11 protein-coding genes are annotated in these 11,956 nt (G+C 60.5%); 9 read left to right on the top strand and 2 right to left on the bottom strand.

Going from position 1 to position 11,956, the window contains the following annotated elements; translation table 11 throughout:
• Window positions 1-91: 91 nt before the first annotated feature.
• Window positions 92-1,648 carry a bifunctional aminoglycoside phosphotransferase/ATP-binding protein gene (locus AC30D9_RS28825; protein WP_307576450.1) on the bottom strand — a complete coding sequence of 519 codons (1,557 nt, stop codon included), beginning with the start codon at window positions 1,646-1,648 and terminating at the stop codon, window positions 92-94.
• A gap of 116 nt (window positions 1,649-1,764) precedes the next feature.
• On the opposite strand from AC30D9_RS28825, the gene mrcB reads away from it, so the two are divergent.
• From mrcB to AC30D9_RS28810, 3 genes are read left to right on the top strand one after another with little or no spacing between them, the layout of a single operon-like run.
• Entirely contained in the window at window positions 1,765-4,083 is a 2,319-nt protein-coding gene (mrcB, locus tag AC30D9_RS28820; protein ID WP_490145338.1) for a penicillin-binding protein 1B, read from the top strand.
• Window positions 4,084-4,099: 16 nt separating this feature from the next.
• The gene (locus tag AC30D9_RS28815; protein ID WP_490145337.1) at window positions 4,100-4,819 is read left to right on the top strand and encodes a tetratricopeptide repeat protein; all 720 of its coding nucleotides are present in this window, start codon (window positions 4,100-4,102) and stop codon (window positions 4,817-4,819) included.
• On the top strand, window positions 4,819-5,148 hold the full coding sequence (locus AC30D9_RS28810) for a YqcC family protein (RefSeq protein WP_116833458.1): 330 nt from the start codon (window positions 4,819-4,821) through the stop codon (window positions 5,146-5,148). Before AC30D9_RS28815 ends, AC30D9_RS28810 begins: the two co-directional genes overlap by 1 nt.
• 6 nt (window positions 5,149-5,154) lie before the next feature.
• Here the strand turns inward: AC30D9_RS28810 and AC30D9_RS28805 are convergent, their stop codons facing one another.
• The gene (locus tag AC30D9_RS28805; RefSeq protein ID WP_307576453.1) at window positions 5,155-5,577 is read right to left on the bottom strand and encodes a DUF4124 domain-containing protein; all 423 of its coding nucleotides are present in this window, start codon (window positions 5,575-5,577) and stop codon (window positions 5,155-5,157) included.
• 401 nt (window positions 5,578-5,978) lie between these two features.
• Here AC30D9_RS28805 and AC30D9_RS28800 point away from each other — a divergent pair, with 401 nt between their 5' ends.
• The 6 genes from AC30D9_RS28800 to msrQ all read left to right on the top strand — a co-directional run.
• Window positions 5,979-7,703 (top strand): acetolactate synthase 3 large subunit, encoded by a 1,725-nt coding sequence (locus AC30D9_RS28800; RefSeq protein ID WP_116834279.1) that lies wholly within the window; start codon window positions 5,979-5,981, stop codon window positions 7,701-7,703.
• A gap of 2 nt (window positions 7,704-7,705) precedes the next feature.
• Window positions 7,706-8,197, top strand: a complete 492-nt coding sequence (gene ilvN / locus AC30D9_RS28795; RefSeq protein ID WP_003205610.1) for an acetolactate synthase small subunit — start codon at window positions 7,706-7,708, stop codon at window positions 8,195-8,197.
• A 45-nt stretch (window positions 8,198-8,242) separates the two neighbouring features.
• Window positions 8,243-9,259: a ketol-acid reductoisomerase gene (gene ilvC, locus AC30D9_RS28790; protein WP_109756335.1), complete on the top strand. Its 1,017-nt coding sequence runs from the start codon at window positions 8,243-8,245 to the stop codon at window positions 9,257-9,259.
• Window positions 9,260-9,403: 144 nt separating this feature from the next.
• A complete protein-coding gene (gene pssA / locus AC30D9_RS28785; RefSeq protein ID WP_134925841.1) occupies window positions 9,404-10,249 on the top strand; it encodes a CDP-diacylglycerol--serine O-phosphatidyltransferase in 846 nt (281 codons plus the stop codon).
• Between the two features lie 75 nt (window positions 10,250-10,324).
• Window positions 10,325-11,338: a protein-methionine-sulfoxide reductase catalytic subunit MsrP gene (gene msrP, locus AC30D9_RS28780; protein WP_134925840.1), complete on the top strand. Its 1,014-nt coding sequence runs from the start codon at window positions 10,325-10,327 to the stop codon at window positions 11,336-11,338.
• Window positions 11,338-11,956, top strand: a 619-nt coding sequence (gene msrQ, locus AC30D9_RS28775; protein ID WP_490145336.1) for a protein-methionine-sulfoxide reductase heme-binding subunit MsrQ, incomplete at its 3' end; no start/stop codon positions are given. The genes msrP and msrQ, both read left to right, overlap by 1 nt.

Raw genomic sequence — 11,956 nt, 5'->3', positions numbered from 1 at the left:
TTCATATCACCTGTTGGTTTTATGACGCCAGTATAGTGCCACTATTTGGTGGCCGTGAAGCCGGGCATCGCTTCACGGCCCAAATAGTTACCTACAGGCCGGGCAGGCGCTGGCGGATTTGCGCGACCACGACGTCGAGCGTGCCGCTTTCATTGGTTTGCACCCGTTTGCTGCAGAGGATTTCCGCCGGAGTAAGGGCTTCACGGCTGGACTGTTGGGCAGCAATGACCGCCAGGTTCGCATCGGAAGGGTCGTTCTGGTCGGCCTGGCGCTGGGCCAGCCGGCTTTCGATGACCGCTTGCGGTGCATCGCAGTCGAGGATCAGGAACGGGGCGCCGGTGGCCTCGGCGATTTTCGCCGCGGCGTCACGCTGATCGCGCTTGAGGTAAGTGGCATCGACCACCACCGGGAATCCGGCGCGCAGGATCACGTTGGCGATTTCGTGCAGGCGGGCATAGGTGGCGTTGCTGGCGTCGCTGTTATAAATGCCGGCCTGTGGGTCGTTGGGTATCTGTTGCTGGCCGAACAGGCGCTTGCGCTCTACGTCCGAACGCAGGCGAATGGCGCCCAGTGCTTCGACCAGGCGCATCGCGACATGGCTTTTGCCGACGGCCGAAACGCCGTGGGTGATGGCCAGGAAGCGCGACGGAATGGTGCTGTAGCTTTCGGCCAGGTTGGCGTAGTTGCGGTACTGGCGCAGGGTGGTGGCGCGCTGCACCGGATCGGCTTCGGCCGGCATGCTGAACAGCGCGACTTTTGCCCGGACAAGGGCGCGATAGGCTTTATAGAAGTTCAGCAGTTCCAGGCCCTGGTAGTCACCGGTCAGTTCCAGGTACTGGCTGACGAAGCGCCGGGCCAGCGACTTGAGGCCGCGGTCCTCCAGGTCCATCGCCAGGAACGCGGTGTCGGCGTAGACGTCGGTGAAGCGGAACGGTTCGTTGAACTCGATGCAATCGAAGATCACCACCCTGCCGTCGATCACAGTGGCGTTGCCCAGGTGGATATCGCCGTGGCATTCGCGGATGAAACCTTCGGCCTTGCGCTGGGCGAACAGCGGCTTGAGGCGTTCGAAACTGGTCTCGGCCCAGGCTTGCAGCGCTTCGAGTTGCAGCAGGTCGGCCTTGTCGTTGAGGAATGGGCGGATCTGTTCGAAGTTCTGCAGCACCGGAGCCATCACGCTTTGCGGGGTGCCGGCGTCGTTCTCGGCGGGTACCTTGGGCGTGGAGAGGTGGAACCGGGCGATTTGCGCGGCCATCTCATCGATGTGCGTGGTGGTCAGTTCGCCGTTGGCTTGCAGCGTGCTGAGCAATTGGCTCTGGGGGAACTGGCGCATTTTCAGGGCGTATTCGATGGCCGGGCCGTCGCCACCCAGTTGTGGCGCTTCGGCGCTGCCGGTAATCGGCAGGACGTCCAGGTACAGGTCCTGGGTCAGGCGCTGGTTCAGGCGCAACTCCTCGCCACAGAAATGTTTGCGCGCGTCGAGGCTGGTGAAATCGAGGAAGCCGAAGTTGACCGGTTTCTTGAATTTGTAGGCGTATGGCCCGGTGAGCAATACCCAGGAAATGTGGGTCTCGATGACCTGGAACCCTTCGACGGGATGCGGGTAGAGGGCCGGGTTTTGCAGGGCAGCGATCAGGGATTGGCTCACGGGCGGTCCTTCAGAGACTGGAAAATTCAAGGCCGTCATTATGGCCGCTAGCCGCGTTAACGCAAACCTCGTCGGGCTCATGTTGAACCGCGGCAAAGTGCGTATAATCCGCCGCCATGACTCGTACCCGATCCCCCCGTACCCCCAAGAAACCACCCGCCAGCCGCCTGCGGCCCTGGCTGGGCTGGGCCCTTAAACTCAGCCTCGTGGGCCTCGTCGTGCTCGCCGGTTTTGCGGTCTACCTCGATGCCGTGGTCCAGGAGAAATTCTCCGGCAAGCGCTGGACCATTCCGGCCAAGGTGTATGCCCGGCCGTTGGAGCTGTTCGTCGGACAAAAGCTGAGCAAGGATGATTTCCTGACCGAGCTCGATGCCTTGGGATATCGCCGTGAAAGCGTGGCCAATGGCCCGGGCGCGGCCTCGGTCAATGGCAATACCATCGACCTCAACACCCGTGGCTTCCAGTTCTATGAAGGCATGGAGCAGGCGCAACCGGTGCGGGTGCGTTTTTCCGGCGATTATGTCGCTGCACTGACCGGTGCCAACAACGCGAGCCTGTCGGTGGTGCGCCTCGAGCCGCTGCTCATTGGTGGCTTGTACCCCAAGAACCTCGAAGACCGGATCCTGATCAAGATCGACCAGGTGCCGCCGTTCCTGCTCGATACGTTGATCGCCGTCGAAGACCGCGACTTCTATCATCACTTCGGTGTCTCGCCCAAGTCGATTGCCCGGGCCGTCTGGGTCAACACGTCCTCGGGCCATATGCGCCAGGGCGGCAGTACCCTGACCCAGCAGTTGGTCAAGAACTTCTACCTGACCAACGAGCGCAGCCTGACCCGCAAGCTCACCGAAGCCATGATGGCGTTGTTGCTGGAACTGCATTACGACAAGCAGGAGATCCTGGAGGCCTACCTCAACGAGGTATTTATCGGCCAGGACGGTCAACGGGCGGTGCACGGTTTCGGCCTTGCCAGCCAGTTCTTCTTCAGCCAGCCGCTGTCCGAGCTCAAGCTGCATCAGGTGGCGTTGCTGGTGGGCATGGTCAAGGGGCCGTCTTCCTACAACCCCCGGCGTTATCCGGAGCGAGCCCTCGAGCGGCGCAACCTGGTGCTCGACCTGCTGCAACAGCAAGGCGTGGCGACCGCCGAGCAAGTCGAAGCGGCGAAGAAGATGCCATTGGGCGTGACCAAGCGCGGCAGCCTGGCGGACAGCTCGTTCCCCGGCTTCATGGACCTGGTCAAGCGTCAGTTGCGCGAAGACTACCGCGACGAGGACTTGACCGAAGAAGGCCTGCGTATCTTCACCAGCTTCGACCCGATCCTGCAGATGAAGGCCGAAGCCTCGGTCGAGGACACCTTCAAGCGGCTGGGCGGGCGCAAGGGCGCTGACGAAGTCGAAGCGGCCATGGTGGTGACCAACCCGGAAACCGGCGAAGTCCAGGCCATGATCGGCAGCCGGCAGGCCAGTTTCGCCGGGTTCAACCGGGCCCTGGACGCGGTGCGCCCGATTGGCTCGCTGATCAAGCCGGCGGTGTACCTCACCGCGCTGGAAAAACCGAGCCAGTACACGCTGACCAGTTGGTTGTCGGATGAGACGTTTTCGGTCAAGGGGGCGGATGGGCAGGTCTGGAAACCGCAGAATTATGATCGTCGTTCCCACGGCACGGTGTTCCTCTACCAGGGCCTGGCGCATTCCTACAACCTGTCGACGGCTCGCCTCGGGTTGGAGGTCGGCGTGCCGAACGTGCTCAAGACCCTGGCACGCCTGGGGGTAAGCCGCGAGTTCCCGGCGTTCCCATCGATGTTGCTGGGGGCCGGTGGCCTCACGCCAATCGAAGTGGCCGCCATGTACCAGACGCTGGCCAACGGCGGTTTCAATACGCCGATGCGCGGGATCCGCAGCGTGCTGACTGCCGATGGCGAGCCGCTCAAGCGTTATCCGTTCCAGATCCAGCAGCGTTTCGATCCGGCTTCCATTTATCTGATCCAGAGCGCCATGCAGCGGGTCATGCGCGAAGGGACCGGCAGTTCGGTCTATAACGTGTTGCCCCGGACCCTGAACCTGGCGGGCAAGACCGGCACCAGTAATGATTCGCGTGACAGTTGGTTCGCCGGCTTCAGCCAGGACCTGCTGGCGGTGGTCTGGCTCGGACGTGATGACAACGGCAAGACCCCGTTCACTGGTGCCACCGGTGCGTTGCAGGTCTGGACCAGTTTCATGCGCAAGGCCGACCCGTTGCCGCTGGACATGCCGCAACCGGACAATATCGTTCAGGCTTGGGTGGATTCGCGCACGGGGCAAGGCTCCGATGCCAATTGCCCAGGCGCCGTGCAGATGCCGTATATTCGCGGCAGCGAGCCGCCACCCGGTGCTGCCTGCGGCGGCACGAATCCCGCCGAATCGGTGATGGATTGGGTCAAGGACTGGATGAATTAAGCAAAGAGGGTTTCAAGTGAACAAGTGGTTGATTCCAGCGGTAACCGCCGTGGCTTTGCTCAGTGGTTGCTCTACCGTACAGCGCGGTTCGATTCCGGTCGTTGACTCCGGCACAGCTGTTTCCAACAGTGAGCGGGTCTCGGCCAACGGCGGTTTCCGGCAAACGACGGTGAAGCGGCCGGTGCAGGGGCAGGCCCAGGCGATTCCCCAGGGGGACAGCGGTGTCGTCGTGATGGTGCCCGGTGGTGGCGCGACGACCTCGGCGCCGATCAGCAGCACGCCGATCACGCCGGGCCCGATTACCCCGGGCCCTATCGAGACCTCGCCGATCGATCAGGGCAGTTACAGCATGCCTTCGACGCCGAGCAGCATCCCGTCGGCAGGCGCCGGTGGATTGTCCGCCGATGAGCAACTGGACGGCCCGGTGTTGGCCCTGCTGACCACGGCGCAACAGCAACAGGCCGGCGGCGACCTCAACGGTGCGTCCTCCAGCCTGGAACGTGCCCAGCGTGTGGCGCCGCGCGAGCCCCAGGTTCTGTATCGCCTGGCCCAGGTGCGCATGGCCCAGGGCGATGCGCCGCAAGCCGAACAACTGGCCCGGCGTGGTCTGACATTCTCCAGCGGTCGCCCGGCGCTTCAGGCCAGCCTGTGGGAACTGATCGCCCAGGCTCGTGAGAAACAAGGCGATTCCGCTGGCGCGGCGTTGGCCCGTCAGAAGGCCAAGGTTTCGCTCTGATGGATACGCGTTTCCCCCAGATCGCCGATCAGTTGTTGCTGATCGAGCGGGAATTGCGTGTCCAGGGCTGGTGGAGCGACGTTTCGCCTTCGGCGCAAGCGTTGGCCAGTGTCGAGCCGTTTGCGGTCGACACCCTGGACTTCGAGCAATGGCTGCAATGGATTTTCCTGCCGCGGATGAAAACCATCCTGGAAAATGACCTGCCGCTGCCCAACGCCTCGGGCATCCTGGCCATGGCTGAAATGGTCTATGCCCAGCGGCCAGGGCAGGGCGTGGCGTTGCAGCGGCTGTTGGCGCAGTTCGATCAGATGATCAGTAACGTCGGCTGACCGACGTTACTGGCAGTGTTCCTCGATCTGCTTGCGCGTTTCCTCGATGCGCTGGCGCCGCTCTTCGTCAGTGAGGCGGCGCATTTCCCCTTCTACGTCCTCGCGAACCCTCGGGTTATTTTGCAACTGCGCCAGGTTGGTCCTGGCCTGCTCGCAAAATGCCTTGAGTTGGGCTTCCTGCTCGGCAATCTGTTTCTTGACCTCTTTATCGATCGCTTTCTGGTCACCAATGGGGCCACCGGAAGGCGGCGCTGGCGGTTTGGTGACGGACGGTGAGGACTTGATCACGGTGGTAGCCTCAGCGCCTTCGGGTGGCTGGGCGCCGAAGTGGGTAACGCCCTGAGCGTCTACCCATTTGTAGACCTGGCCGGCCATGCACATCGGGCTCAGGCCAACCAGCAGGCTGGCCGTCAGGAAGATCATTCGCATGCTGTTTCCTTGTCATGGGTTGCGCAATTGAAGCTAACACAGTTGCCGTTTAAAGGTTTTTTCTTGCGTTCTCATGCGCTTACTTCGAATAAAGCACATTGACGACTTGACTTGCAGAAGGCGAAACAGAAGAATCCAAAGTCCGCTGTAGAGGGACTGCCAGAAGCAGACCCACTCGGCAGATCATGAGGCGCACATCCGCGCCGACCTGTTACACCCGCAACGCGTTACCTCGCGCTGGGTGGGAAAGGCCCGCAACACTTGGGACGATCCCAATACTTGCTCAGTCAGTGCTGACGTAGTCGGCGACCACCGTCGCTCATGCTCTGCCGAGAAGTAAACCTATTAAGACCCGTCCCCTCTTTGTGGGTCGGTATTCTGGCGTTTTAGAGGTGAACAACGTGGAGCTTTTATCTGGCGGTGAGATGCTCGTCCGCTTTTTGCGTGACGAAGGCGTCAAATATATCTACGGGTACCCCGGTGGTGCTCTTCTTCATGTCTATGATGCCCTGTTCAAAGAACCGGAAGTGACCCACATCCTGGTTCGTCACGAGCAGGCGGCCACCCATATGGCTGACGGCTATGCCCGTGCCACCGGCAAGGCCGGCGTGGTATTGGTGACTTCCGGTCCAGGCGCCACGAACGCCATCACCGGTATCGCCACCGCGTACATGGACTCCATCCCGATGGTGATCATCTCCGGCCAGGTGCCCAGCACCATGGTGGGTACCGATGCGTTCCAGGAAACCGACATGATCGGTATCTCCCGGCCGATCGTGAAGCACAGCTTCATGATCAAGCACGCGTCGGAAATCCCGGAGGTCATGAAGAAAGCCTTCTACCTGGCGGAATCCGGTCGTCCGGGCCCGGTCGTGGTCGATGTCCCGAAAGACATGACCAACCCGGCCGAGAAGTTCGAATACATCTTCCCGAAAAAAGCCAAGCTGCGTTCCTACAGCCCCGCCGTCCGTGGTCACTCCGGGCAAATCCGCAAGGCAGCCGAAATGCTGCTGGCGGCCAAGCGCCCTGTGCTGTACTCCGGTGGTGGCGTGATCCTCGGTGGTGGCTCCGCGCCGCTGACCGAACTGGCGAAAATGCTCAACCTGCCGGTCACCAATACGCTGATGGGCCTGGGCGCGTTCCCGGGTTCCGACCGTCAGTTCATCGGTATGCTCGGCATGCACGGCAGCTACACCGCCAACCTGGCGATGCACCACGCCGATGTGATCCTGGCGGTCGGCGCGCGTTTCGACGACCGTGTCATCAACGGCGCGGCGAAATTCTGCCCGAATGCCAAGATCATCCACATCGACATCGACCCGGCTTCCATCTCCAAGACCATCAAGGCAGACGTGCCGATTGTCGGTCCGGTAGAGAGCGTGCTGACCGAAATGGTCGCCATTCTCAAGGAAATCGGCGAGGTTCCAAACAAGGACTCCGTGGCCAGTTGGTGGAAGCAAGTCGATGAATGGCGCGGCGATCGTGGCCTGTTCCCTTACGATAAGGGCGACGGCAGTGTGATCAAGCCGCAGACCGTGATCGAAACCCTGTGCGAAGTGACCAAGGGCGATGCCTTTGTGACCTCCGACGTGGGCCAGCACCAGATGTTCGCTGCGCAGTACTACAAGTTCGACAAACCCAATCGCTGGATCAACTCCGGCGGCCTGGGCACCATGGGCTTCGGTTTCCCGGCGGCCATGGGCATCAAGTTGAGCTTCCCGGATGCCGACGTCGCCTGCGTTACCGGCGAGGGCAGCATCCAGATGAACATCCAGGAACTGTCCACCTGCCTGCAATACGGCTTGCCGGTGAAGATCGTGATCCTGAACAACGGTGTGTTGGGCATGGTTCGCCAATGGCAGGACATGAGCTACGGCAGCCGCCACTCGCACTCCTACATGGAATCGCTGCCTGATTTCGTCAAGCTGGCGGAGGCCTACGGTCACGTTGGCGTGCGCATCACCGAATCGAAGGATTTGAAGTCGAAGATGGAGGAGGCGTTCGCCATGAAGGATCGCCTGGTGGTGATCGATATTGCGGTCGACACCAGCGAGCACGTCTACCCGATGCAGATCAAAGACGGCTCCATGCGCGATATGTGGCTGAGCAAGACGGAGCGTACCTAATCATGCGACATATTATTTCCCTGCTTCTGGAAAACGAACCGGGTGCGCTGTCTCGTGTTGTGGGCCTGTTCTCGCAGCGTAACTACAACATCGAAAGCCTGACCGTGGCGCCAACCGAAGACCCGACCCTGTCGCGTCTGACGCTGACCACCGTGGGGCACGATGAAATCATCGAGCAGATCACCAAGAACCTGAACAAGCTGATCGAGGTGGTCAAGCTGGTGGACCTGTCGGAAAGCGCTCACATCGAGCGTGAACTGATGCTGGTCAAGGTCAAGGCCACCGGCGCCCAGCGCGCCGAGATCAAACGTACTACCGATATTTATCGTGGGCAGATCGTCGATGTCAGCGCCAGCGTCTATACCGTTCAGTTGACCGGTACCAGCGACAAGCTCGACAGCTTCATTCAATCGATCGGTACTGCCTCGATTCTGGAAACCGTACGCAGTGGCGTCACCGGGATTGCCCGTGGCGACAAAGTACTGAGCATCTAAACCAAATTAGCGAATGGCCTGAACGGCCGGATATAGGGGAATTTCATGAAAGTTTTCTACGATAAAGACTGCGACCTGTCGATCATCCAGGGCAAGAAAGTCGCCATCATCGGCTACGGTTCCCAAGGTCACGCCCAGGCGTGCAACCTGAAGGACTCCGGCGTTGACGTGACCGTCGGCCTGCGTAAAGGCTCGGCCACCGTTGCCAAGGCTGAGGCCCATGGCCTGAAAGTCGCCGACGTGGCTTCTGCCGTTGCCGCCGCCGACCTGGTGATGATCCTGACTCCGGACGAGTTCCAGGGCGCGTTGTACAAGAACGAAATCGAACCGAACATCAAGAAAGGCGCCACCCTGGCCTTCTCCCACGGCTTCTCGATCCACTACAACCAGGTTGTGCCGCGTTCCGACCTCGACGTGATCATGATCGCGCCGAAGGCTCCAGGCCACACCGTGCGTTCCGAGTTCGTGAAGGGCGGTGGTATCCCTGACCTGATCGCGATCTACCAGGATGCGTCCGGCAACGCCAAGAACGTGGCCCTGTCCTACGCAGCTGGCGTCGGTGGCGGTCGTACCGGCATCATCGAAACCACCTTCAAGGACGAGACCGAAACCGACCTGTTCGGCGAGCAGGCCGTTCTGTGTGGCGGTACCGTCGAGCTGGTCAAGGCCGGTTTCGAAACCCTGGTTGAAGCCGGTTATGCGCCAGAAATGGCTTACTTCGAATGCCTGCACGAACTGAAGCTGATCGTTGACCTCATGTACGAAGGCGGCATCGCCAACATGAACTACTCGATCTCCAACAACGCCGAGTACGGCGAGTACGTGACTGGCCCGGAAGTCATCAACGCCGAGTCCCGCCAGGCCATGCGCAACGCCCTGAAACGTATCCAGGACGGCGAATACGCCAAGATGTTCATCAGCGAAGGCGCCACCGGCTATCCTTCGATGACCGCCAAGCGTCGCAATAACGCCGCCCACGGTATCGAAATCATCGGCGAGCAACTGCGCTCGATGATGCCGTGGATCAGCGCCAACAAGATCGTCGACAAAACCAAGAACTAAGTCGCGAGCTTGATCGAAAAACGCGGCCTTGGCCGCGTTTTTTCGTTTGGGCGGTGGCTTCTGGTATAAAGCTGCATCGTTTGCGGCCGAACCGTCGACCCAGACATCTGTCGAATTTTTTCACACCGTTGCAAGGTATTGTCCATGAGCGAACGTCCCGACGAGCCAAGCCAGGCTCCTGACGCCGAAAGCCTGTTGCCCATCGATGAGCACGTCGAAGAAGGCCATGACGCTGAAGGCCGTAAGGTCCGGCATCGTGGCATCTATCTGCTGCCGAATCTGTTCACCACCGCGAATCTGTTCGCCGGTTTCTATTCCATCATCAGCTCCATGAGTGCCCAGGCCGCCTTGAGCGCCGGCGATAGCGCGGGGGCGAGCCGTTACTTCGCCTTCGCCGCCATTGCGATCTTCGTCGCCATGGTGCTCGATGGCCTGGATGGGCGTGTCGCCCGCATGACCAATACCCAGAGTGCGTTCGGCGCCGAATACGATTCGCTGTCCGACATGGTCGCTTTTGGCGTGGCTCCCGCCTTGCTGGCGTTTGGCTGGGCGCTGGGGGACATGGGCAAGGTCGGCTGGATGGTCGCCTTTATCTATGTGGCAGGTGCGGCGTTGCGCCTGGCGCGTTTCAACACCCAGGTTGGCAAGGCTGACAAACGCTACTTCATCGGTCTGGCCAGTCCGGCCGCGGCGGGTGTCGTGGCAGGTGTTGTCTGGGCATTCAGCGACTACGGCATCCAGGGTTCGAAGATGTCGTTCCTGGTGGCGTTGCTGGTTGCAGCGGCCGGGATGCTGATGGTCAGCAACATCAAGTACAACAGCTTCAAGGAGCTGGATCTGAAGGGCCGCGTGCCGTTCGTGGCGATTCTGGCGGTGGTGCTGGTGTTCGCAGTGGTGTTCAGTGATCCACCGCGTATCCTGTTGCTGGTGTTCCTGGGGTATGCCGCCTCCGGGCCGGTGCAATATTTGTTGCGTCTGCGCCGACGCTAAACGTTGCCTTAATGTAATTTCCCCCATACTCCGCAGTCTATTGGTGCATCTGCCCTCCAATACTGCGGAGTTGTCATGCTGATCAAGATCCCCAAGTCGTCCGACTGCCGTGAATCGGACGTCACGCCCGAGTCCCTCTATCTATCCCGTCGGCAAATGCTCGGTGCAACCCTGGCTGGCCTCGCCGTCAGCAGCTTGCCCCAATGGGCTCGTGCTGCCGATGCGGCGCGGTATGCCGATGTCGAGCCCGGCAAAGCGCCGCCCTGGTTTGCGGAGAAGCTGCCTTCAGTCCAATGGGGGGCGGTCACGGTCAAGAATGAGTCCATCACACCGTTCAAGGACGCGACCCATTACAACAACTTCTATGAGTTCGGAACCGACAAGGGGGACCCGGCAGCCAATGCCGGATCGCTGAAGACCGAGCCCTGGAGCGTGGTAGTGGACGGGGAGGTGGGCAAGCCGGGGCGCTATGGGTTGGAAGACTTCATGAAGCCTTATCAACTGGAAGAGCGTATTTATCGATTGCGCTGTGTCGAGGCTTGGTCGATGGTCATTCCATGGATCGGCTTTCCGATCTCTGCACTGCTCAAGCAGGTCGAGCCGACCTCCAAGGCCAAATATATCCGCTTCGAAACCCTGCAGGATCCCAAGACCATGCCCGGGCAGCGTTCCGGTTTCGCTTTGATCGACTGGCCGTATGTCGAAGGCTTGCGATTGGATGAGGCGATGAACCCGCTGGCCATCCTGGCGGTGGGGATGTACGGGCGGGAGTTGCCGAACCAGAACGGCGCGCCGCTGCGGTTGGTGGTTCCATGGAAGTACGGGTTCAAAAGTGTGAAGTCCATTGTGCGCATCAGTCTGGTGACTGAGCAGCCGAAGACGACTTGGCAAAGCATTGCATCTGATGAGTACGGCTTCTATGCCAACGTCAATCCGACCGTCGATCACCCGCGCTGGACCCAGGCACATGAGCGCCGTTTGCCGAGTGGGCTGTTCAGCCCCAATGTCCGCGATACGTTGATGTTCAACGGCTATCAGGATGAAGTCGCTTCTTTGTATGCAGGGATGGACCTGAGGAAGGACTACTGATGCGTTTTCCAGTCTGGCGAATCGGCGTCTTCATCGCGGCGGCGGTCTGGCCGTTGTTCTGGCTTTACGAGGCGTTGATGAACTCGCTGGGGCCTGACCCGGGCAAAGTCCTGGTGGATCGGCTCGGGTTGGGGACGCTGATTCTGTTGTTGATCACCTTGAGCATGACGCCGCTGCAGAAGCTGACGGGGTGGGCGGGGTGGATCGCTGTCCGGCGGCAGTTGGGGTTGTGGTGCTTTGCTTATGTGGTGCTGCATTTGAGTGGGTATGGGGCGTTCATACTGGGGTTCGACTGGTCGCAGTTGGGCGTCGAGTTGAGCAAGCGGCCTTACATTATTGTCGGGGCGCTTGGGTTTCTCGGCCTGCTGGCGCTGGCGGTCACATCCAATCGCTACAGTCAGCGACGGCTTGGTGTGCGCTGGAAGAAATTGCATCGCCTGGTTTATCTGATCCTCGGGCTTGGGTTGCTGCATATGCTGTGGATCGTGCGGGCGGATCTGAAGGAGTGGGCGATATACGCCTTTATAGGTGGTGTACTGTTGTTGTTGAGGGTGCCGCCAGTTATGCGCCGGATCCCGCGTTTGCTGGGCAGGAAAGTTCCTTCTGCAACAAAAGCGT

It is taken from the genome of Pseudomonas sp. DF11 (genome assembly GCF_058148565.1).
The sequence above is the reverse complement of the archived record's forward strand: the minus strand, read 5'-3'. Positions and strand labels throughout refer to the sequence as shown.